Origin of the sequence: Ureibacillus sp. FSL K6-8385, assembly GCF_038593155.1 — a bacterium.
GTDB classification, from domain to species: domain Bacteria; phylum Bacillota; class Bacilli; order Bacillales_A; family Planococcaceae; genus Ureibacillus; species Ureibacillus terrenus.
Genome location: NZ_CP151968.1, coordinates 61,284 through 84,438 on the forward strand (window position 1 = coordinate 61,284; position 23,155 = coordinate 84,438).

Sequence of the window (23,155 nt, forward strand, 5' to 3'; positions counted from 1 at the left end):
AAATTTGATCGTCCTTTTTTCAAATTTATATGCGATTTAAATTCAGCCCGAGAAAAAGTTCTTAATTGCAATAGAGGTGTAGAAGCTTGGAAGAGAATCTCTGGACAAAGGATTTCATCATTACATCCTTTGTGAATTTTCTGCTGACCATCATGAATTTCTTGTTCATGGTAACGATGGCCAATTTTTCTGTTGAAACATACGGAGTAAAAGTGAGTACGGCAGGTTTGTCAGCGAGCATTTTCGTTCTTGGATGCCTTTTTGGTAGGGTATTAGTAGGAAAACTGATAGGGAGATTTGGCATATTCCGTGTACTAAATGCCGGGCTGCTCGGAGCGGTGATGTTTTCATTGAGTTACTTTTTCGTCAAAGGCGTGGAAACGCTGCTTTTAACCCGCATTTTCCATGGTTTTATGCTGGGTCTGGCAAGCACCGCTTTAAGCACCATTTGTGTTCAAATTGTACCTTCTTCCAGAAAAGGGGAAGGAATCAGTTATTATGGCTTGAGCAATGTGCTAGGGGCAGCCATCGGGCCGTTTCTGGGCATGCTGTTCATTGACTTAAACAATGGATTTCGATGGCTGTTTACTACGAATGTTGTGACAGTCATCGTCTGTTTAATCATTATTCACTTGGCCCGCATACAGCTTCCTCCTGCAAATCAGCCGGATCACGAAAAGGAAGCAAAGGTTTTCAACATTTCCGATTATATCGATAAACAGGCGATTCCAATCTCTCTGCTGATGTTGGCGATCGGGTTCGGCTTTTCGAGCGTGACCTCCTATTTGACCCTTTATGGAAAAGAAACGGGATTGATGGAGGCCGCAAGCTATTTCTTTCTAATACATTCCATCAGCGTCATTTGTTCAAGACCTTTTACAGGGAAAGTAATCGATTCACGCGGAGCCAATATCGTAGTGTATCCTTGCATATTATTATTTGCGACGGGCATGTTCATTTATAGCCGGTCTACGGCCACTTGGATGGTTCTTTTGGCGGCAGCCTGCATGGGACTGGGGTTCGGCAATTTTAATTCAGCCGCCCAAATGATTGCGGTGAAAAATGCGGAGCCATCCCGTTTGGGACATGCAACCGCAACCTACTTTATGTTTTTGGATTTAGGATTCGGCTTGGGTCCATATATTTTGGGCCATATTATCGAAGGTGTCGGCTTCCGTTTGCTTTATTTGTTGGCATCCTGCATTGCATTGATTTGTATGCCGGTCTATTATAATGGTTTATGGGAATAAAGAAAAGCAGGCATATATGATGAAGAATTAACGAAAGTACTGATTTCGTTCAGAATTCAAAAACGGAACCCCCTTATCGCTGAATTCGATAGGGGGTCTGACAATAATGCCGGAATTAAACGCTTAATCCTTCGATAAAGTTTTCGATTTCTTCCTGTGTTTTGCGGTCACGGCTGACAAAACGGCCGATTTCTTCGCCTTTGTGGTAGGCGATGAAACTCGGAATTCCAAAAACATCAAGTTCACCGCATAAATCGATAAATTGATCGCGGTCTACCAAAATAAAGGCATATTGGGAATATTTTTCCTCGATTGCCGGAAGGAATGGTTTAATAAAAATACAGTCTTTGCACCAATCGGCAGAAAACACAAATATTACACGCTCTTCGTTTTTGAGTTCGCTGAATTGTTCGATGGATTCAAGTGTTTGCATCTATTATTCCCCCAAATGTATGTTATCTATTAATAAAAGGTATAATATCACAACATTTGCTATAAAACAAACTGCATTACTCTGATTATAATGCTCCCTTTTCTTGCAGAGAACGGTTGACGCAAAAAAGGGCTCTTGATGACAAACGTGCTTAACAACTAATGTTAAGCACGTTTTTTAGGTGCCGTGAAAATTTTACAAGTTGAAAAGGACACATGCTTTGAAATTTTCGGGATATTCTAATGGAAGAAAGGAGGATGGGCGTGATTCGAAAAATTTTTCTCTCCTTAAGTTTAGCGGTTGCATGTTCATTGTTCTTTCCTGTTTTTGCAAATGCAAACGAAAATAAGGAAGATGTTTACAAAGAAAGAATGGATTTGTATAAAAGCTATGAAACTCCATTTGTTCCGTGGCATCGTTTGGCTGCAATCGACCAATATGAACGAAATATTCAAGAAGTGCGAAAGGATATACCAAAGAGGGAAAGCGTCATCGCCATCCAGTTTTCCCATGAATTTTGGGCAGGCGAGTTCAACCCCAATATCGAGGATACCGCGCCATTTACGATTCAATATTTTGGAGGCAATGGCCTTGACGGAAATGGCGATGGCAAGGCGGACAGAAATGACGACCAGGATATCCTTTTTACGATGGCCAGCTATTTAAATAAATTTGGGCCGTCGGAAGAAGATTTTAAAACGGCTTTGTGGGAATATTACAAAGATGAAAAGATTATCAATCAAATTATGACCATTGATAAGCTTTATAAACATTTCAATACCATTCGGCTGGACAAACATATTTTTCCGATTCCCGTCCGCGGGTACAACTACAGCTACAAAGGTACTTGGGGCGCCAGCCGCGGCTGGGGCGGAAGAAGAATCCACGAAGGAACGGATATATTTGCGGGATACGGAACGCCGGTTTTATCCACCTCATATGGAGTGGTGGAAGTAATGGGCTGGAATCAATTTGGAGGCTGGAGAGTCGGCATCCGGGATAATCACAACACATACCACTATTATGCCCATTTGGCCTATTTCAATAAAGGGCTGAAGGTGGGCGATATCGTAGAACCGGGAACGGTTCTCGGCGGTGTCGGAAGCTCGGGATACGGCAAAGAGGGGACAAGCGGCAAATTCCCGCCCCATTTGCACTATGGCATGTATAAGTTCAATGGGCGGACGGAATGGGCTTTTGATCCATATCCTCATCTCTTGCAATGGGAAAAACAGACAAAAAAACAGCAAAAATCATAAGGTTGCCTTAGCCAAAACGCTGGGGCAACTTTTTTAATTTCAATGTTAGGTATTGAAAATTTTCTCGGTTTATGCAACAATGAGGGTAAATCAAATTTAATAAAAGCATTACACCACTAGGGGTGCTATGGATTAGCTGAGAGAGGCGATGCCTCAACCCTTTGAACCTGAACTAGGTAATGCTAGCGAAGGGAAGTGGTTTTAGGGACTCGTGTGTCTATAAGTGTGTTTTTTCTGAAAATGGAATTCGAGTTTTAAAGCCACTTCTTTTATGAAGTGGCTTTTTTTATTTATTTTATCATGGGATGGGGGAAGTGCGATGAAGTTTACGGATCGTATATTTGAAAAGTACCAATCCGTTTGGAGAAAAAACCATGAACATCCTTTTGTGAAAGAGTTGGGGGCAGGCACTTTGGACCCCGGCAAATTCCGTTTTTACATGATTCAGGACTATCTATATTTAATTGAATATTCCAAATTGTTCGCTTTAGGCGCGGTGAAAGCGACAAATCTTGAAGTCATGACCATCTTCGCCAATTTGCTTTATTATACGATGAATGGGGAAATGGAGCTGCATAGAAACTATGCCAGCCGCTTCGGCATTACAGAAAGGGAACTGGAAGAAGCGGAACCGTCTCCGGTGACCCTTGCCTACACCCACTATATGCTGGCTGTAGCCCAAAACGGTTCCCTTGCAGAATTGGTGGCCGCCCATTTCGCCTGCGCATGGAGCTATTGGGAAATTGGCTGCGAGCTTGCGAAAATTGAGGGGGCAAAAGAGCATGAATTGTATGGTGACTGGATCAAAACATACAGTTCGGAAGAGTTTGGCCAGTCTGCGCAATGGAACTTCGATTTGCTGAATGAGCTGGCGGAAGGAAAGCCGGAATCTGAGCTTCTGAGATTGGAGGATATTTTTCTGAATACGACCCGTTTTGAATATATGTTCTGGGATATGGCCTACCGTAAACAAATGTGGCCGATGGATGAACAGGTAAGCGTGTAAGGCCCGAATTTTGATGGAAGGAAGGCATTGCATTGGAACTTCATGCCATTACAGACGGGAAAAAAACAAATGAGGAACTGAAAGAAATCATCGTTTCAATCTCCGGGATTGTTGATTACATTCACATACGCGAAAAACATAAATCCCCCGCAGAATTGATGGTTCTAATAGAAGAACTCATTCATGCAGGGGTGGCCAAAGAAAGGCTGGTCATCAATGACAGGCTTGATGTCGCACTGCTTGCAGGAATTCCAAATATCCATCTTCCTGCAAACGGTCTTCCTGCCGTTAAAGTGAAAACCGCCTATCCCCACATGAGGGTGGGGGTCAGCACCCATTCGCCGGAAGAAGCGAAAGCGGCCGAAGAAGCGGGGGCAGATTACTGCATCTTTGGCCATATATTTGAAACGGACAGCAAAAAAGGACTGGCAGGAAGAGGGCTGGATGCCCTAGGAGAAGTTGTGGAAAAAGTAAAGATTCCGGTGATCGCCATTGGCGGAATTACGCCGGCGAACGCCAAAAAAGTGCTGGAGAAAAAAGCGCGCGGCATTGCGGTAATGTCCCATATTTTTTCGTCGAATCAGCCCAAGGAAGCGGCCGCCCTGTTAAAAAAGGACTTTGAAGGAGGAGCGAGGTTGCAGCTTTACATTAATGGCCAGAAGACGGAAGTGGAAGACCATGTCCAAAATGTGGAGGATTTATTGAACTTTTTCAAATTGCAGGACCGCATCGTCGTTGTGGAGCAAAACGGCGAAATTGTGCTGAAAGAACAATACGGCAATCAGCCGGTGAATGAAGGAGATAAAATTGAGATTGTCCATTTTGTGGGAGGGGGATAATGATGTTAAAAATTGCAGACAAAGTTTTTAAATCAAGATTGTTGCTGGGTACAGGGAAATTTCCGAATTTTGAGATTCAAAAGGAAGCGGTGGAAGCTTCCGGAGCCGAAATATTGACGTTCGCCGTAAGAAGAATGAACATTTACGAACCATCCCAGCCCAATTTCTTGGAAATGCTGGATCTTTCAAAATATACTCTGCTTCCAAATACAGCAGGGGCAAAAACGGCGGAAGAAGCGGTAAGAATAGCGAAACTTGCAAAAGCTTCCGGACTTTGCGATATGGTGAAAGTGGAAGTGATCGGCGATGACAAAACCCTTCTTCCGGACCCGATTGAAACATTGAGGGCGTCAGAGATGCTGTTGAAGGAAGGCTTCATTGTTCTGCCATATACTTCTGATGATGTGGTCTTGGCCAAAAAACTGGAGGAATTGGGGGTTCACGCCATTATGCCCGGCGCTTCCCCAATCGGTTCCGGACAGGGGATTGTCAATCCGTTGAACCTTTCGCTCATCATCGAACAGTCGAAAATTCCGGTTATTGTCGATGCGGGCATCGGTTCCCCTGCCGATTGTGCGATTGCAATGGAATTGGGGGCGGACGGCATTTTATTGAATTCCGCAGTGTCAGGCGCAAAAGATCCGGTAAAAATGGCAAAAGCCATGAAATTGGCGATTGAAGCAGGAAGACTCGGCTATGAAGCGGGAAGAATTCCGAAAAAACGCTATGCGGTCGCTTCGAGTCCGGCGGAAGGGATGCTCACATCATAATGGAACGGTATTCGCGGCAGCTTTTGTTTTCTCCCATTGGCGAGGAAGGGCAGAAAAAGTTGTTGAAAAGCCATGTGCTGATCGTCGGGGCGGGAGCGTTGGGTTGCGCGAATGCCGAGATGTTGGCCCGGGCCGGCATCGGCAAAATCACCATCATTGACCGGGATTACGTCGATTGGACGAATCTCGGCCGGCAGCAGCTTTATACGGAAGAAGACGCAAAAAATAAGCTGCCAAAAGCCGTTGCGGCCCAGAAACATTTGCAAACCATCAATTCCGCTATACAAATCGAAGGGATTGTAGGGGATTTTTCGATTGAGATGGAAGACGTTGTAAAGGATGTCGACCTCATCATTGATGGAACGGATAATTTCGAGACAAGGTTTTTCATCAATGATGTGGCGATGAAGCACGGCATTCCGTGGATACACGGGGCTGTTGTGAAAAGTTATGGGCTGACCGTTTCCATCGTCCCGAAACAAACACCGTGCTACCATTGCCTGCTGCAAGTAATTCCTTCCGATGGCATGACATGTGATACGGTCGGTGTCATCGGACCGGCGGTGCAAATGGTGGCTTCGTATCAGTCCGCGGAAGCGTTGAAATATCTGGCATCCGGTGAAGTTTCCAAACAGTTGGTTTCCTTCGATGTATGGAAAAGGGAACATTCCATCATAGATGTGTCATCGTTAAAAAAGCAAGATTGCCCTTCATGCGGCGACAATCCCTCATATCCATATTTGACAAAGGAAACGGGGTTGAAAACAGCGGTATTATGCGGGAGAAATACGGTGCAAATCCGTCCGCAGCAGAAACAGCAGATCTCCTTTGAACAGATTTCCAAAAGGCTTAAACCCATTGTGGAAGACTTAAAGGCGAATCCATATTTAATTTCATTCCAGGCAGAAGATGTACAAATTGTCCTCTTTCAAGATGGGAGGGCATTGATCCACGGGACAAAAGAAAAAGAAAAGGCAAAGATACTGTATCAGAGATATGTAGGTGCATAGAAGAAGACAGTTGTTTAAGGGTACGAGCGGAGAACAAATTCTCCGCTTTTTATCATTCCAAAATAAAGAGCCCTCCCTTAAAGGAGGGCCGCATTTCAATGTAAGCTGCCTTGCCGGAATATTAGAGTTTTAAAACCACAACTCCACCAGGTGGGTGTCCGCAGAAGATTTCCTGTATATCGTCAGTCCATGTGGATGACGCCCGCCATTCCATCTTCGATCTAGAACTCCCTATTTCAGTTCAAAGGTTAAAACTTAATATGTCAACGAACAACGCAGCTTAATGTAATGGTAAAGGAATATGTAATCGTATTCAAGTAAGTATCTTTTTAATAAAAAGTCAAATGTTTAATATGGAAAAACAGAAGAATTTTGAGCAAAATAAAAAGTCTCGATTGGATCCGTTATGTCAGTCTTGAGGCTTAATTTTATCCAAAATTTCATTTGTCAATTTGGCGACATCGATTTGAGTATCTTCTTTCATCACATCCTTCAAAATGACATTCCGGAAATAATGGACACTTACCTTCAAAGGCATTTGAAGGAGATTCGTCAATGCCTGCTGATACATAATGATGAATTCTTTGTCCGTATTGCCCCGCTTCAGCTCGGCAAAGGATTCATAAAATTGGTCAAGTTTATCGGCAAATTCCAAAAGTCGGCCTTCCAGCGTCCCATCTTTTCCTTCTTTCATCCGCTTGAAAAAGATTTCCTGAAATTCCGGTGGAATCTCTTCCTTAATGAATTTTTCCATCATTTTTTCTTCTACATGGGCAAGCATTTGCTTCAATTCTTCGCTTGCATGTTTGACCGGCGTCTTAATGTCGCCGATGAACACTTCCGCAAAATCATGGTTAATTGTTTTTTCATAAAGGGATTTCCAATTCACTTTAGCGCCGTGCATTTCTTCAAGGGTTCCAAAGAATAGGGCGTATTGGGCCACTTTCCAGGAATGGGCGGCTACATTATGTTCTTCAAATTTAAATCGCCCCGGGGCGCGGAAAATGCGCTCCAAGTCATTTAAGCTTGTAAAAAATCGATGGATTCCGATTGTCAACACTCCTATCATGATGATTAATTCATTACATCATAGTTTACCCATCAGGCAGCCTTTTAAACTGCAAGCAAAAAAAGCGGGGGAAACGGGCAATCTATAGACAAGAAGATTGTCACTGAATTTATAAAAAAAGGTATATAAGATACATGTTATACTTAGAAACAAGAAGAGGAAATGGATGTGATGGATATGCTGCATACGATTTTTTTATTCATTCATGTTTTAAGTGCGGTCGTCTCAATAGGCCCTTTGGTGACATTAATTCCAATAACGAAGAAAATGGAGGAAGCCGATGAAAAAGAAATGGCCGGGTATGTGAATTCCTTTAAATTGGCCATCGATGTCGTAAAGCATGCCGGCCATGTCCTTGTGATTTCCGGAGCAATTCTCGTCATCATCACCGGATGGACATGGAAAGATTCCTGGATTGTTCTCACCCTTGCCGTCATGTTTCTGTCCATTGCATTTTTGGCAAAAGCTTTCAAACCGACTTTGCAAACTTTCGGAACAAGCGGGTTTCAAAAGGAAGATTTTATTGTGAAGTTGCGGAAGGCCGCCTGGAAATATATCATATTGCTGTTGATCATGCTATGGCTGATGGTAGCCAAGCCAATGCTATGGTAAAAAATGAATTTTGAAGAGATTGTAATATTATTCATATGATAAAATATAAGAAATGGTACTTACCATTTTGTTGATATTACGTGTTTACGGCGAAGGGAATTTTCATGCACTTCAAAAGCGGGTTGAGAAAACGGTCAGTTTTCCAATCCGCTTTTTATTTTTCGCGAAACGATGGAAAACAGTTCTCGTTTTGGATTCAATTTCATTGATTTACTATCATTTAAAATTTATGAATATTTTTCCAAAAAATTGACGAAACTTCTGGTAAAGGAGGTTCGAGCATGGAAAAATTTAAAATAGGTTATTTATCCTTGTGCATGCTTCTCATATTTTTGGGAGGATGCGGCTGGTTTGGAGCGCAGAACAAGGATGCGGAACAAATCCCGACAAATGCGGAACCTGCATTGACGGCAAAAGCCGATATGATTGATACAAAAGGAAAGGAAGTGGGCACGGTTGAGTTTACCGAAACTTCGGAAGGTGTAAGAATTCATGTAAAAATGGAAAATGTGCCGAAAGGGGAACACGGTTTCCATATTCATGAAGTGGGGAAATGTGAAAAACCGGGCTTTGAATCAGCGGGAAGCCATTTTAATCCTTTGGACAGAGAGCACGGTTTTGAAAATCCAAGGGGCTTTCATGCGGGAGATTTGCCTAACATAGCCCCGAATGAGGATGGAAAGGTCGATGTGGTGTTCCTCGTCAAAAATATTACGCTGCAAAAAGACAGAGAAAATTCATTGTTTGATGAAGATGGAAGCTCCGTAGTTTTACATGAAAAACCGGATGATTATAAAACCGATCCATCGGGCGAGTCCGGCGCCCGTATTGCCTGCGGAGTCATAGAATCAAATTAATATCATTTTTCAGGGTTGCCGTTTCATCCGAAAGGCAACCCGAAATTTTTTTGCAAAATGAAGAGTGAAAGAATAGTTTTTTGGAAATTTATTAAAAAAACATTGTATTATAACAGAGGTTAATCGGGTTGAAATGAAAAGGATTGATAAAAATTCTATTTAAATAAAATAATATTCTCTTTAAAACTCTATTATTCTATTAAAATATTTGATATAATCAAAATGTAATAGTTACAATTGTACTGTATTAAGACATTTGTTTTGGTTACACAAAGAGGAGGGAGTTTTATTTTGAAAAGGAAAAAATTTTATTTTTTACTTTTATTAGCATTATGTTGCTGATGCTGCTTGGTGCGTGCGGAGGTAATGAAAGCTCCAGCGGCGGTTCAACAGAGGGGGATCAAAATAAATCAGCCGATATTAAATTTTTGAGCTTGGTAACCGGTAGTACACAAGGTACTTATTATGCATTGGGAGGTACTTTTGCGGAATTGATTACAAGCGAAACGGGCATTAAAACGACTGCCGAAGTTTCACAAGCCTCCACTGCAAACATCAATGCTTTGAAAGCGGGCGATGCTGAAATCGCTTTCGTGCAAACGGACATTGCTTATTATGCAAAAAACGGCCAATTAATGTTTGAAGGGGAACCGATGGAAGATCTGGTGGCAATCGGCGCTCTTTATCCGGAAACAGTGCAGCTGGTCACAACTGCAAAATCGGGCATTAAATCTTTTGAAGATTTAAAAGGTAAAAAAGTTTCGGTAGGAGCTCCGGGTTCAGGCACTTATGCAAACGCGGAACAATTGCTGGAAGTGCACGGTTTAACTATGGACGACATTCAGCCTCAGAACTTGGACTTTGGTGAATCCGTGGACAGCCTGCAAACAGGACAAATTGATGCGGCATTCATTACTGCCGGCTATCCGACAGCCGCTGTGGAATCATTGGGTGCACAGGCGGATGTGGTGATTATTCCGGTAGATCCTGAAAAAGCGAAAGCATTGATCGAAAAATACCCATATTATACAGAAGATGTGATTCCGAAAGGCACTTACGGCCTATCTGAAGATGTGCCGACTGTTTCGGTGCTTGCAATGCTTGCGGTGAAAAAAGATTTGCCTGATGAAGTGGCATACGGAATTGCAAAAGCCATCTATGAAAATACAGACAAAATCGGCCACGCCAAAGCGGCATTCATTAAGAAAGAAACCGCTTTAGACGGTATTGGCATTGACGTGCATCCCGGCGCGAAAAAATATTTCGAAGAGTAATTGATGAGCGTGGTGAAGGGCTTGAAGGCGGATGCTTCTTCAGGCCCTTTATATATGGGGCGGTAAGATGAGAATAATAGTGACTCTGATTGTTATATCTGCTGTTTTTGCCATATTCTTATTTATGCCTGTTTTTCCGTCCATTTCTTTTACCGAAACAAAAACGGAACGACCATCGATGTACTACATAAATTTAGGTGAAGATAGAATTTTTCAAATACGTTTCATCCATTCGATTCATCTAACGGATGTTTTGGAAACATATGAAGTCGTCGATGGCAAAATCAAAATGGTTTCGATGGAGTATGAAGACGTGGCTGTCGGGATGCCGGCTCATGCGGAAGAAGGGCAAACATTGTTATATGAGGATGGTATTTATAAGCTTTATACAAATAGGATAGTGGAAAATTTTGTTCTCTATGTTGGAGATATCAATATGGATTTGGTGTTTTACTACGGCGGCAGGGAATATGATTTGAAGAAAATTCTTCAGCGGGGAAGTTCTTACACCGTCGAAATCCGAAGCGTCTCCCTTTATGACAAAATGAAAGGAGTGCGAATGGAATATGAAAGCCGTGGAAATGAGGAATCAAGACAAGCTGAATGAAGAACAGCTGGCACAAGAGCTGTTGGAAAAATTCGATACGGAATCAAACTTTAGACAATTGGGAGGAATAATGAAATGGGTTGTGTACTGCATACTTCTCGCCTTTTCATTATTCCAATTATATACTGCCATTTTTGGCGCTTTTACTGCATATATTCAGCGAAGCATCCATCTCGGATTTGCGCTGACCATCATCTTTTTGCTGTTTCCGCCCAGAAAAAAAGGGTTGAAAACAAGAATCGCTTTCTATGATTATATTTTGGCCCTTATAGCGGCAATTTGCGGCATCTATTGGACGCTTAACTATGAAAGGCTTGTTACTAGTTTAGGAACAATCAATCAGTTGGATTTTATCGTTGGCGGATTGGTGATCCTGCTGGTTTTGGAAGCCGCGAGAAGAACGGTAGGATTGCCGATTGTGGTGATTGCAATACTCTTTTTATTGTATGCCATCTTTGGCCCCTACATGCCGAATTTTTTGGCCCATCGCGGACAATCATTGGAACAGCTTGTCAATTTGATGTATTTTTCTACAGACGGGATTTTGGGTACGCCAATCAGCGTATCGGCGACTTATATCTTTGCCTTCTTATTGTTCGGAGCTTTTTTAGTAAAGACCGGCGTAGGGGAGTATTTTAACGACCTGGCCATCTCTGTTGCCGGCAAGCTTGTAGGGGGACCGGCCAAAGTGGCGGTATTTTCGTCCGCTTTGCAAGGGACGATTTCCGGCAGCTCCGTGGCAAATGTCGTTACTTCCGGTGTTTATACGATTCCTATGATGAAAAGGCTCGGATATAAAAGGGAATTCGCCGGCGCCGTTGAAGCGGCCGCTTCCACCGGAGGGCAGATCATGCCGCCAATCATGGGGGCAGCGGCATTCTTGATGGTCGAATTTATCGGCCGTGGCGTAACGTATTGGGATATTGCGAAATCCGCGGCCATTCCTGCAATTTTATATTTCACCGGAATCTGGATTATGACCCATTTTGAAGCAAAAAAATTGGGTCTTCGTGGGTTGACGGATGAAGAATTGCCAAATCGCAAAGAAGTATTTAAAAAATTATATTTGCTGACACCGCTTGTTTTGATCATCATTATCATGATGATAGGGATTCCTGTGATTCATGCGGCATTGTATGGAATTCTCGCATGCATTGTCGTGGGCTTTCTAAATAAGGACGTAAAGTTTGGTTTGAGAGAAATTATTGACGCCTTGGCCGACGGGGCGAGAACAGCGCTGGGAGTGGCTGCCGCAACAGCCTGTGCCGGCATAATTGTGGGGGTTGTGGTGAAAACAGGACTCGGTTTAAGCCTGGCAAGCGGTTTGGTGGAAATTGCCGGAGGAAATGTTTTATTAACCTTATTCCTCGTCATGATTGCTTCTTTAATTTTAGGGATGGGCGCTCCAACGACTGCAAACTATATCATTACTTCAACCATAGCAGCCCCTGCAATCGTCGCTTTGCTTGCACCCGATGTTCCGTTATCAGCGGTGCCGGTTGTAACAATATTATCTGCCCATTTCTTCGTATTCTATTTTGGTATTATTGCAGATATCACGCCGCCAGTGGCACTGGCAGCCTTTACAGCGACGGCCATTTCCGGAGGGGAACCGATTAAGACAGGAATTCATTCTGCAAAATTGGCCATTGCGGCCTTTATCATTCCTTACATGATTATTTTCTCGCCGCAGCTGCTCATGATTGATGTAACAGTCATGGAAGTGCTTTGGGTGCTGCTTACAGCCATTATGGGCATGATTGCGATCGGTGCAGGGGTCATCGGATTCTGTTACCGCCGCATTAATTGGATTGAGAGGATCATCCTGATTGTTGCAGGGCTCCTTATGGTTTATCCGGAGTCACTTTCGGACATCATCGGTTTAGCCATTTTCGGGATCATGTTTGCCATTCAATGGTTTACGAAAAATAAAGGGGAACATAAAATGGAAATGGCCAAGAACCGATAAATTTCATCCGCCTCGATATGAGGCGGTTTTTTTTATAAAACGTAAGATTTTAATTGTTCAAGGAAAAGGGGAAGAAGTAGGCATAAAATCATAAATGCATAATATAAAATAAATAAATTTTTGAACAAAAAGTGTTCGAATGATTATTGTATGTGTGAAGTATTTGTTAAGGTGTGGGCGAAAGCAATTAATAAATAGTCAGACTTTTTGTATAATAGAGTAAGCAAAAGTATAGAGGTGCAAGGATATGGGTCAGGTAAAAACGTATGAAGAGGTCATATTTAGTTGGTTCGATCTTTTTCATAGTTGTCCGGAAGTAAGCTGGAAAGAATACCAAACAACCAATAAAATAGCAGCCATTTTGGATGAATTGAAAGTACCGTACAAACGTTTCAATGATATGACGGGACTGGTTGCCGAAATTGGAAATGGGGACGAAGTGGTCGCCGTCAGAGCGGATATTGACGCCCTTTGGCAGGAAGTCGACGGGGAAATGAGGGCCAACCATTCCTGTGGACATGACGCAAATATATCGATGGTGTTGGGCGCCTTGCTCAGAATCAAAGATTACCCGTTAAAGAAACGGGTCCGGTTCATTTTCCAACCGGCAGAAGAAGTCGGCGGAGGAGCCATTGAGATGGTAAAGCGCGGAATTGTGGATGATGTGTCTTATCTCTTTGGCATCCATTTGAGGCCGATTGAGGAGCTTCCTTTCGGCAAAGTATCCCCTGCCGTTCACCATGGAGCAGCGCTGTTCCTGCAAGGGGAAGTCCGGGGGGTAGATGCCCACGGAGCAAGGCCGCATCAGGGCAAAAATGCCATTGATGTCATTGTTGCCATACAGCAAATGTTGAAAAGCATTTATTTGAATCCTTTTGAGCCCCACAGCGTGAAATTGACAAAAGTCGTGGCGGATGGAGGCAGCGTAAATATCATTCCGGGAAATGCCACTTTTTCTATAGATATTCGCGCGCAAAAAAACAGAGTAATAGATGCGATTCAATTTCAAGTAGAACACGGCCTTCGAAATATCAGCAAACTGTTTGAAACCGATATTGTCTGGGATTGGTATGATAAGACACCAGGGGCGGAAGTTTCGGAAGAAGCGAAGAAAATTGCCGAAAAAGCCATCATGGATACAGTTGGCGAAGGCTTCCTGGCCGATCCGGTGCAAACGCCGGGCAGCGACGACTTCCATTTCTATACGGTTTCCAAACCTGAATTGAAAGCGACGATGATTGGCATCGGGGCGGATTTGAAGCCGGGCCTTCATCATCCTCATATGACATTCAACAAAGATGCGCTGATTATTGGCGCGAAAGTTTTGGCTAAAACATTATTCAATGCGACAGAATATAAATAACAGAAGGAAGTAGGCATCCATGAACATACAGAAGATAGAAATTTTTTCGGTTGATTTCCCGCTTGTCAAACCGTTTATTGTAAGTTACGGTACGTTCCCGGTAATGCCATCGATTATCGTAAAATTGACAACTTCCGAAGGTTTTATTGGATGGGGGGAAAGCGTGCCGGACGAACATGTGACAGGGGAAACAATTGAATCCACTTTTCATGTACTCAAACATTCTTTGGCACCTGCTATGCTGAATGAAAACCCTTTTCATATAGAAAAAATCCACGACAAAATGGACCGCATTGTAAAAGGTGTGCCGAGTGCAAAAGCGGCCATCGATATTGCCTGTTTTGACGTGACGGGAAAAAAACTCGGCGTCCCGGTTTACCAATTGATTGGCGGAAGGTTTCACAAGAAGTTCCCTGTTACCCATGTCTTAAGCATAGATGAACCTGAAAAAATGGCAGAGGAAGCGGATCAGAAAGTGAAAGAAGGATATCGTTCCTTCAAAATGAAAGTCGGTACCGATGTGGAAAGTGATGTCGAAAGAATTAAAGCCGTAAGACAGCGTGTTGGAGAGCATGTTGCAATCCGCATCGATGTCAACCAAGGATGGGTCAATAGTTCAAATACATTGAGAGCAGTGCGCAAGCTGGAATCCCTTGGAATTGATTGGCTTGAACAGCCGGTTCGCGCGGAGGATATAGATGCAATGGCGGAAGTGAAATCGAAATCCGCTATTCCGATCATGATTGACGAAGGGCTTTGCTCTGTAAGGGATATGCGTGAAGTCATCGCCAAAAAAGCGGCGGATAAAGCCAACATTAAGCTGATGAAATGCGGCGGCATTTATCCGGCTGTAAAGCTTATAGCGATGGCAGAGATGGGCGGCATTGAGTGCCAAATCGGTTCGATGGTGGAATCCTCGATTGCATCGGCTGCAGGCTTTCATGTGGCTTTTTCGAAAAAAAATGTGAAAAGTGTCGAACTGACGGGTCCTCTTAAATTTAAAACAGATATCGGCGATTTGAAAAAAAGCTACAATATCCCTTTTATCGAGCTGAATGAAAAGGCGGGATTAGGGGTTGAAGTGAATGAAGCCGTATTGTCCGAATTAACGGTTGATTCTTGCGTGATTGAATAATAAAGTAGGTGGCTATTATAATGAGTGAAATCATTGAACAAGGCGTTTTAAGAGATATTCCTTATCATGTCAAAAAGCTGAAGGTTGATGATCTGCCCCAAATTTTGGATCTCCAACGGACGGTCGTTGATGCACTCCCCCATAAAGATATATTGGAGCCCCTCTCCGCTGAGGAATTCGAATATATTTTAAAGGGCAATGGAATCGTCATCGGCGTTTTTGTCGGTGATCGGCTGATCGCCTTTCGCGCCCTCCTCATCCCTGAAATTGATGACCAGCACCTTGGAAAAGATATAGGATTAAATGAGGAAGATTTAAAGCGGGTCATTTATCAGGAAATTTCCAACGTGCATCCTGAATTTCGCGGATATGGATTGCAAAAGAAAATGGCCAAAATCATCATGAAACTAATTGATGACTCGGAATTCGATTATGTCATGGCAACGGTGATGCCTTATAATATACCGAGCATAAAAGATAAGCTTCATCAGGGCATGCATATCGCGGCGTTGAAGGAAAAATACGGGGGGAAATTACGGTATATTTTTGTCAAACCGTTGCGCAAAAAACTAAAGTTGAAAAAAGAAGCCGTGCTTATTCCAATGGGTGACATTGAAGGGCAGAAAAATCTATTACATAACGGATACATCGGTGTTGCCATCAAGCACCAATGCGATGATTGGTATGTCGAATATAGAAAAGTTGAGGCAGAAGACTTGGGGTAAACCAAGTCTTTTTTATTTCATTTTTACTGGGAAGGAAAGAAGGAAGCAGATAAGGGCCTATATTTCCCAAACTAAAAAACAACAAGCCAAGGGACTTGTTGTTTTGGTTCTAGTGGATATTTCTTTTCTTGAAGCTGCCGCCGCGGACTTCCGCAATATCATCAAATGTGATGAAGGCATCCGGATCCTTTTGGCGCACAATCGATCTTAATTTGCTTTCCTCCATCCGGTTGATGACGCAATAGATGATTTCGACCGGTTCATTGGCATAGCCGCCGATTCCATTTAAATAAGTGACGCTTCGGCCTAACCGGTGGATAATGGCTTGTCCGATTTCTCTGGAATGTTTGCTGATGATGGTAACGGACTTTGCATCTTCAAGACCGTTTTCAATAATGCTGATGACTTTTGAAGCAATGTAGTAAGCGATCGCTGAAGAAAGGGCCCCTTCAATGCCGAATACGAAACCTACAAAAATGAAGATAAATACATTGATGACCAAGATGATTTCCCCTGTTGAAAAAGGCACTTTTCTGCTGATTAACACAGCCAGCATGTCCGTGCCGTCCAAGGCGCCGCCGTTGCGCAATGCCAGACCCATGCCAATCCCGAGCAATATTCCGCCTGAAATGGTAACCAACAAAGAATCATCATGGATAATCGTAGGGATATGATGCATTAAAGAAGTGGCAACCGATAGTGTTGCAATCCCGATGATGGAGTGGATGGCAAATGTTTTTCCGACTAATTTGTAGCCGAGGTAAATGAACGGGATGTTTAAGACTGCTAAGAAAAGACCTAATGGGAGCGGGGTAAGGGTAGAGAGCATAATAGAGATACCGGTAATTCCACCGTCCGAAACGTTGTTCGGAATTAAGACGGCTTCCAATCCATAAGCGGCAATGAATGCACCGATGACAATAAAGATGATGCTAACAATTCTACTTAGAAGAGTAGGTTCCTGATTTTCATGCATATATAAACGTTCCAATCCTTTCTTCACAGAATGCTTTTTTATTTTATCAAAAAATAAAATCTCTTGCATCAGCAAGTTCTCATAAATTTTTGTTGAATTAAGAATTAATAATGCAAAAAAAAGAAAAAGATTTCCAAAACTCATCGGAGTGACGGCTCTTACATCACCCGTGAGCAGGAAATCCCTTCGAGTTATTTCATTGGACAATAAGCGCATGCCGCAAGTCCGGGAATGTCTTTTGAAAAGCAGCAGCTTTTCCGAACCGGTTTGTTAACGAGGTCCAACGGGCTTTTTCCGTTGGTATATTGATAGAACCAGGATTTGTTTGAGAAACGCTGCCAAACTTTCGAATCTTCCAGAATTTCAATATCTTCAAAAGCCCGGTCTGCCAAAAGCGGATTTTGAAGCAACTCATAATAATTCCATAACATGTATCCAAAAATGTTCTCCCAAAGGGTCAGCGGGGAGATGGTTGTCGTTTCCCGGAGCTGCATGATCACTTGGTGGGCCTGATACAGGATTTTTGAAATCACATATTCTCTTTCTTTCTCATCTACATAGCGGAAATCGGTCGGCGTAATGTATGTGCCGAGTGTATCGATTCCATATTCATGAACAAGAAAATACCGCACGTCTTCCAATTTGCCGTCCCAAATTTCGTCATATGCAGCGAGAAAATAAAATTGGGCGGCGACAAACATCCCGTAGCGCCGGCCGAAATGGGAAACCGCTGCCGCTTCTGTCCCCGCTTTTGTAATCTCCATCATAAGTTTCAGAAAATCTTTAAGAAAAAATTCCTTATGTACATTTTCCAATGTAAATAAAGGCGTTTTCGGCTCTTCTGTATAAATGCTGTAAGAATTTAAAAAGGCCAGTTGTTCATAAGTCAAGGCAGGCATTGTATCACCCCAGAGTTCATGTTTTATCGTTTTGGGAAAGGTTCCATGACGCAGGAACGATTCTATGCCAAGAAAAAACTTGCGAAGCGTTACTGCTTCGCAAGAATTTTTATTTTGCCTCCTCTTCAAAGAGTCTGACGATTTCAATGATGACTTTTGCGGCAAGTTCCATTGTTTCCGCGGATACAAATTCAAACTTGCCGTGCATGTTTTCGCCCCCGGCAAAAATATTCGGCGTCGGCAACCCCATATAGGACAGCTGTGATCCGTCCGTTCCTCCTCGGATCGGCTCAATGACCGGTTGAATATTTAAATTTTCCATGGCCCGTTTGGCAATTTCGACAATTTCTTTCACCGGCTCAATCTTTTCGCGCATGTTGTAATATTGGTCTTCCAATTCGACAACAATCGCGTTTTCGCCGTATTCTTCTTTGATCCGTTGTTCCACCATCCGGAAATATTCCTTTTTCGCCTCAAATTTGTTCCGGTCATGGTCGCGGATAATGTAGGAGAGGGTTGCTTCTTCTACCGTTCCATTGAAATTCATCAAGTGGATAAACCCTTCATATCCTTCCGTTTTTTCAGGCACGGCATCTTGCGGCATGTAATTATGGAATTTGATTGCCATTGTGATGGCATTGACCATTTTGCCTTTGGCGGATCCGGGATGGACGCTTACTCCGCGGGTTTTCACTTTCGCCAGAGCGGCATTGAAGCTTTCGTATTGCAGTTCCCCAAGAGGGCCGCCGTCCATCGTGTAGGCAAAATCGGCTCCAAATGCTTTCACGTCAAATTTATGGGGCCCCCGGCCGATTTCTTCATCAGGGGTAAAGGCCACCCGGATTTTTCCGTGCTTGATTTCAGGATGCTCCACTAAATATTCCATGGCGGTCATGATTTCCGCGATGCCCGCTTTGTCATCCGCCCCAAGAAGCGTCGTGCCGTCGGTCGTAATCAATGTTTGTCCCACATAATTTTTTAAATTTGGGAATTGCTTAGGAGACAGAACGACTTCCTCATTGAGTTGAATATCGCCGCCATCATAATTGTCGATGCGCTTTGGCCGGGCGTTCGCACCCGTAAAGTCCGGGGAAGTATCGACATGGGCCAAAAAGCCGATGGTTGGCACTTGCTTGTCCGTGTTGGCAGGCAATGTGGCGAACAGATTCCCGTTTTGATCCAACGTGATTTCCGTCATTCCAATTTCAGCCAGTTCCTCTTTCAAAACATTCAGCAAGTCCCATTGCTTTTTTGTGGAAGGGGTGGAGGAGCTTTCCGGATCGGACTGGGTATCAATTTTGGCGTATCGAATCAATCGTTCAATCACTTTTTCTTTCATGACGAGGCCTCCTTCAACTTTACTGCCCCCATTGTATCATTTTTCCTTTTTTCTGATGAGGGAAATGCTGCGGAAATTGTAGAATATATCAAACTGTCTGCATTTTTCCATAAATCGATACAGGCCATTTTCGCTTCTGTCCCGGTTCATAGGCCGAAATTGCAAAAAAACCCTGGGAATTCCTGTTGGAAATCCAGGGGAAGGCAAGGGATTGTATTGCATGTAAAAATGTTTTTGATCAATCTTTTCCCTAAAAAGCTGTAACCCCTATTAGGGGAAATGAATCCGCCTAATAGGGGAAGAAACATTTTTAATAGACAACAAACTTTATTTCCAAGTGAATCCTTTGGAAGCCAAGAATTCTTTGATGAACGGACGGCGATGTTCCTTGAGGAAATCGGCCATTTGTTTCGTCCAGTTGGAAACTTTCTGATTGGAGCTTCTGGAAGCATAGTATTTTTCCATGATGGCATCGTATTCATCCAGAAGCGCGTCGTATTTATCGGCGTCATATTCGTTTTCATGCAAAATGGCTTCTACCGGAAGTCTAGGTTTTGTTTCGTTTCGTTTCGTCGGTTTGCCGACCGTCATCGCAAAGAGCGGGAAGACGTGATCAGGCAAATTGAATAGTTCGCTGATTTCTTTCGGATTGTTTCTTGCTCCTCCGATATAACAGATGCCGTATCCTTCCGCTTCTGCGGCCACCACGAAGTTTTGCGCAAAAATTGCCGCATCGACAACGCCGACCAACAAATTCTCCGCCGTATCTACAACGATGTCGACACCATGTTTTTTTCCGGCAGCTTCCAAACGTTTAAAATCGACGCAAAACAGCAAAGCGGCTCCTGCCGTTTGGAATTGGAATTCGTTTTTGGAAAGCTCTCCAAGTTTTTGCTTCTTTTCTTCATCCGTCACCAAAATGACGCTGTAAGCTTGCACAAAATGGGAAGAAGCGGCCATTTGCGCCGTTTGGATCAAGTCGATGATTTTTTCTTTCGGAATTTCTTCACCTGTATATTTCCGGACTGAAGTATGGCTGCGCAACAATTCTTTTACGCTCAATTTTTACACCCCTTTTATGTACTGGTTTTCATTGAGAAACCGCTTGATTAAGCGGCGTTTTTCTCCTTAAGGCTATCATATTATATTCTATTAAAAATGGCAAAAATTTGAATTATTAATGGTGGTGATGAAGATGAATCCAAAACGGCGGGGTCAGGATGGAAAATATTATTTGGCTTTATTTTACCAAGAAAGAGGGCGGCTGCATTTTCCGGTCATTGAATAATTCTTGAACTTATGAGATGCATGGATTTCTCAAAGATGAAAATCCTATATTGAAATAATAAATTTGGTATGCCGGAAGCGGGGGTATATATGAAAAGATACATCTTCGCTATCCTCTCCATAGCATTGTTGGCAACCGTCCCCTTTAGGACGGCCGCTGATCATGAAATTGTCCAGGCGGATTTGGTAATTGAAAATATAAGAGTTTTCACTGCCGATAAGGCCGATGAGAAAGTGGAAGCGATTGCGGTGAAAAAAGGGAAGTTCGTTTATGTGGGGGACCGGGATGGCGTGCAGGCATTTAAAGGGCCAAAAACAAAAGTGCTGCTTTTGGACGGTCAGTTGCTTTTGCCTGGATTTATTGACGGCCACAACTATGCCTATTTAAAGGCGGACGAATTGTTTTCGCTGGACTTAAGCGAGTATTCAACCTTTGAGCAATATAAAAAGGCCATTTTATCGTATCGGGCGAAACATCCCCGGTTGAAGCAAGTGCGTGCGTTCGGCTGGAATCAAGATGTAACGGCGGAAGCAAGCCACAAGAGTGGGCAAACGCCAAGGAAACTGATTGATCAGCTTGTACCAGATATCCCTTTTATCGCATTTTCGAATGACCGGGATGAATTGTGGGTCAATTCCAAAGCATTGGAATTTTCCGTTCTAAATAAAAATGCGGATAGAGCGGAAGAAATCAACAGGACAGAAACGGGCGAGGCATCGGGAATCGTCCGCGGGAAAGCCATGGACATAGTGGTCCAAGCTTTGCCGCAGCCGGACTTTACGGTAGAACAATATAAAAAAGCGCTGCGGGCATTCCAGAAAGAAGCGGCCGCCAATGGCATTACAGCCGCATTCGTCCCCTTCCGATACAACTCGGAAAATTTGTTGCAAGCCTTTGACGAGCTGGATCGGGAAAATCAATTGACCCTAACGTACGAGTTGGGGTTGTATGTGGATCCGGACAAGGGGCCGGAACAGATCGAAATATTAAAAAAGTGGAGGGAAACCTATCAAGGGAGACATTACAGTATCCAAACGGCAAAGATTTATAGTACGCGAAATGCCTTTGAAGAAAGTTTTGCCTGGGAAGAAGACAAGTTCCGAAACGTGTTGGAGCTGTTGGAGCGGGAGGGATTCCGGATTCATGTGCAGGCAATGGGCGGATTGGATGAAATTTTTGAAGGGTTTGAATACATCAGGGCGCGAAACGGGAAAAGCAATTTTCGGCACACGGTTTCCCATATGTCTTTTGTTACCAGGGAGGATTTGGCGGCATTCAGGAAACTTCGACTCATTCCATCCGTAAAACCCTCCGCCTTGTATGACACAATGGGTGTCAACGAAGAGGCGGAAGCATTAAAGAATTTAAACCGGATGAAGAGTTATTTTGCAAGGGGATTGCCGGTTTCATCCTCAAGCGATTATCCTTTTGGCCCGATGAATCCGCTGTATGGAATTGAAACGGGAATCACAAGGCTTCATCCGGAAGACGGCAATGACTTAAAACCTTTATGGCCAAAAGAAAAGGCCACATTGAGGCAAATGCTTCGAAGCTATACGGTCTATGCGGCAAGGCAAATCGGAAAGGAAGAATTGATCGGAAAAATCCAGATAGGCAAACAAGCGGACTTTGTGATATTGGACAAAAATTTATTTAATATAGCTCCAAGTGAAATTAGCGAAGCGAAAGTCGTTTTAACATATTTCAAAGGGAAAGAGGTATATCGTGATGGAGCACAAATTGATTAAAGCAAAGAATCTCCGCAGGTGCGAACGAAAAACACCTTTGGAAGATTCTTTTTTATGAACCGTTGGAGTTCCGCTTTTTGAAAGCTGAGCGGATTGTAGGTTCTGTGCCGTCTTTCAGCCGTTGAATATTTTCCGAATGTAAAATCAATGCAATCACAAACAGGAAAGCCAAAATGACGAACGGCCAAATGGAAGGCTCAAACAACAAAGCGGAAAGGGCAAAAACAAGATATAAAACGAGCACGCCGTAAAGCAAATAATTGGTGATGAAAGAGACAAGGACAAGGGCAAGCACCGAAAGGAGTCCAAACTTCCAATTGATTGCAAGGAAAATGCCGATGAGGGAAGCTGTTCCTTTTCCGCCCCGGAATTTCATATGAATGGGAAAATTATGGCCGAGAATCACTGCCGCACCTGTCAAATAAAGCAAAATTGAAATTTGTTCCGTCCCAAAGGAAGTGTAGTGGGTTAAAAGATGCCTCGCCAGCAGAACGGCCAAAACCCCTTTTCCAATATCAACAAGCCCGACAAGGATTCCGTATTTCCATCCAAGGGTAAGGGTGGCGTTGGAAGCTCCTGCATTGCCGTATCCGCTTTCTTTCAGATTCACGCCGGAAAGATATTGGGCAAAATTGGATCCATGGATGCATCCGATGAAGTATCCGGACACAAGACAGCCGATCAATGCATTAATCATCTTAGTTGGGCTCCTTTTATAGAAAAATCG

22 protein-coding genes, 1 other RNA gene and 1 riboswitch are annotated in these 23,155 nt (G+C 43.3%); of the genes, 15 read left to right on the forward strand and 8 right to left on the reverse strand.

What is annotated here, in order from left to right; translation table 11 throughout:
• Positions 1 to 86 precede the first annotated feature (86 nt).
• Entirely contained in the window at positions 87 to 1,250 is a 1,164-nt protein-coding gene (locus NST62_RS00275) for an MFS transporter (protein WP_328219746.1), read from the forward strand.
• A 115-nt stretch (positions 1,251 to 1,365) separates the two neighbouring features.
• On the opposite strand, the gene NST62_RS00280 is transcribed toward NST62_RS00275, so the two are convergent.
• Positions 1,366 to 1,683, reverse strand: a complete 318-nt coding sequence (locus NST62_RS00280; protein WP_141601088.1) for a thioredoxin family protein — start codon at positions 1,681 to 1,683, stop codon at positions 1,366 to 1,368.
• Positions 1,684 to 1,940: 257 nt separating this feature from the next.
• On the opposite strand from NST62_RS00280, the gene NST62_RS00285 reads away from it, so the two are divergent.
• From NST62_RS00285 to NST62_RS00305, 5 genes are all read left to right on the forward strand, one after another.
• Positions 1,941 to 2,942: a M23 family metallopeptidase gene (locus NST62_RS00285; protein ID WP_141601257.1), complete on the forward strand. Its 1,002-nt coding sequence runs from the start codon at positions 1,941 to 1,943 to the stop codon at positions 2,940 to 2,942.
• A gap of 108 nt (positions 2,943 to 3,050) precedes the next feature.
• A riboswitch (TPP riboswitch) is annotated at positions 3,051 to 3,153 on the forward strand.
• A gap of 108 nt (positions 3,154 to 3,261) precedes the next feature.
• Positions 3,262 to 3,948, forward strand: coding sequence for a thiaminase II (gene tenA, locus NST62_RS00290; protein ID WP_141601089.1), 687 nt, complete (start codon positions 3,262 to 3,264; stop codon positions 3,946 to 3,948).
• A gap of 32 nt (positions 3,949 to 3,980) precedes the next feature.
• On the forward strand, positions 3,981 to 4,787 hold the full coding sequence (gene tenI / locus NST62_RS00295; RefSeq protein WP_342463012.1) for a thiazole tautomerase TenI: 807 nt from the start codon (positions 3,981 to 3,983) through the stop codon (positions 4,785 to 4,787).
• Between the two features lie 2 nt (positions 4,788 to 4,789).
• Entirely contained in the window at positions 4,790 to 5,557 is a 768-nt protein-coding gene (locus NST62_RS00300) for a thiazole synthase (RefSeq protein ID WP_141601090.1), read from the forward strand.
• Positions 5,554 to 6,567, forward strand: a complete 1,014-nt coding sequence (locus NST62_RS00305) for a ThiF family adenylyltransferase (RefSeq protein ID WP_141601091.1) — start codon at positions 5,554 to 5,556, stop codon at positions 6,565 to 6,567. The genes NST62_RS00300 and NST62_RS00305 overlap by 4 nt, the downstream gene beginning before the upstream one ends.
• A gap of 98 nt (positions 6,568 to 6,665) precedes the next feature.
• On the opposite strand, the gene ssrS is transcribed toward NST62_RS00305, so the two are convergent.
• Both ssrS and NST62_RS00315 read right to left on the reverse strand, forming a co-directional pair.
• Positions 6,666 to 6,852: non-coding RNA, 6S RNA (gene ssrS / locus NST62_RS00310), on the reverse strand.
• Between the two features lie 124 nt (positions 6,853 to 6,976).
• Entirely contained in the window at positions 6,977 to 7,627 is a 651-nt protein-coding gene (locus NST62_RS00315) for a YfbR-like 5'-deoxynucleotidase (protein ID WP_181733156.1), read from the reverse strand.
• A 180-nt stretch (positions 7,628 to 7,807) separates the two neighbouring features.
• Here NST62_RS00315 and NST62_RS00320 point away from each other — a divergent pair, with 180 nt between their 5' ends.
• The 8 genes from NST62_RS00320 to NST62_RS00355 all read left to right on the forward strand — a co-directional run bounded on the left by NST62_RS00320 (position 7,808) and on the right by NST62_RS00355 (position 16,178).
• On the forward strand, positions 7,808 to 8,248 hold the full coding sequence (locus NST62_RS00320) for a DUF2269 family protein (RefSeq protein WP_342463266.1): 441 nt from the start codon (positions 7,808 to 7,810) through the stop codon (positions 8,246 to 8,248).
• 281 nt (positions 8,249 to 8,529) lie between these two features.
• Positions 8,530 to 9,105, forward strand: a complete 576-nt coding sequence (locus NST62_RS00325) for a superoxide dismutase family protein (protein WP_141601092.1) — start codon at positions 8,530 to 8,532, stop codon at positions 9,103 to 9,105.
• Between the two features lie 341 nt (positions 9,106 to 9,446).
• Positions 9,447 to 10,379, forward strand: a complete 933-nt coding sequence (locus tag NST62_RS00330; protein WP_342463013.1) for a TAXI family TRAP transporter solute-binding subunit — start codon at positions 9,447 to 9,449, stop codon at positions 10,377 to 10,379.
• Between the two features lie 67 nt (positions 10,380 to 10,446).
• On the forward strand, positions 10,447 to 10,986 hold the full coding sequence (locus NST62_RS00335; RefSeq protein WP_141601093.1) for a DUF1850 domain-containing protein: 540 nt from the start codon (positions 10,447 to 10,449) through the stop codon (positions 10,984 to 10,986).
• The gene (locus NST62_RS00340) at positions 10,946 to 12,955 is read left to right on the forward strand and encodes a TRAP transporter permease (RefSeq protein WP_328219747.1); all 2,010 of its coding nucleotides are present in this window, start codon (positions 10,946 to 10,948) and stop codon (positions 12,953 to 12,955) included. Before NST62_RS00335 ends, NST62_RS00340 begins: the two co-directional genes overlap by 41 nt.
• Before the next feature lie 247 nt (positions 12,956 to 13,202).
• Complete coding sequence (locus tag NST62_RS00345) at positions 13,203 to 14,318, forward strand: M20 peptidase aminoacylase family protein (protein WP_141601094.1); 1,116 nt, start codon at positions 13,203 to 13,205, stop codon at positions 14,316 to 14,318.
• A gap of 19 nt (positions 14,319 to 14,337) precedes the next feature.
• Entirely contained in the window at positions 14,338 to 15,453 is a 1,116-nt protein-coding gene (locus tag NST62_RS00350; protein WP_141601095.1) for a dipeptide epimerase, read from the forward strand.
• 20 nt (positions 15,454 to 15,473) lie between these two features.
• Positions 15,474 to 16,178 carry a GNAT family N-acetyltransferase gene (locus tag NST62_RS00355; RefSeq protein WP_342463014.1) on the forward strand — a complete coding sequence of 235 codons (705 nt, stop codon included), beginning with the start codon at positions 15,474 to 15,476 and terminating at the stop codon, positions 16,176 to 16,178.
• Positions 16,179 to 16,287: 109 nt separating this feature from the next.
• On the opposite strand, the gene NST62_RS00360 is transcribed toward NST62_RS00355, so the two are convergent.
• The 4 genes from NST62_RS00360 to nfsA form a co-directional block, all read right to left on the reverse strand.
• Complete coding sequence (locus NST62_RS00360; RefSeq protein ID WP_328216103.1) at positions 16,288 to 17,154, reverse strand: YitT family protein; 867 nt, start codon at positions 17,152 to 17,154, stop codon at positions 16,288 to 16,290.
• A gap of 191 nt (positions 17,155 to 17,345) precedes the next feature.
• On the reverse strand, positions 17,346 to 18,053 hold the full coding sequence (locus tag NST62_RS00365) for a Fe-S oxidoreductase (protein WP_141601097.1): 708 nt from the start codon (positions 18,051 to 18,053) through the stop codon (positions 17,346 to 17,348).
• Between the two features lie 109 nt (positions 18,054 to 18,162).
• Complete coding sequence (pepT, locus tag NST62_RS00370) at positions 18,163 to 19,392, reverse strand: peptidase T (protein WP_141601098.1); 1,230 nt, start codon at positions 19,390 to 19,392, stop codon at positions 18,163 to 18,165.
• 327 nt (positions 19,393 to 19,719) lie between these two features.
• Positions 19,720 to 20,454: an oxygen-insensitive NADPH nitroreductase gene (nfsA, locus tag NST62_RS00375; RefSeq protein WP_328216083.1), complete on the reverse strand. Its 735-nt coding sequence runs from the start codon at positions 20,452 to 20,454 to the stop codon at positions 19,720 to 19,722.
• 315 nt (positions 20,455 to 20,769) lie between these two features.
• Here nfsA and NST62_RS00380 point away from each other — a divergent pair, with 315 nt between their 5' ends.
• Positions 20,770 to 22,428, forward strand: coding sequence for an amidohydrolase (locus NST62_RS00380; protein ID WP_342463015.1), 1,659 nt, complete (start codon positions 20,770 to 20,772; stop codon positions 22,426 to 22,428).
• 52 nt (positions 22,429 to 22,480) lie between these two features.
• Here NST62_RS00380 and NST62_RS00385 read toward each other — a convergent pair whose 3' ends face one another.
• Positions 22,481 to 23,125: a glycerol-3-phosphate acyltransferase gene (locus NST62_RS00385; RefSeq protein ID WP_141601101.1), complete on the reverse strand. Its 645-nt coding sequence runs from the start codon at positions 23,123 to 23,125 to the stop codon at positions 22,481 to 22,483.
• Between the last annotated feature and the right edge of the window lie 30 nt (positions 23,126 to 23,155).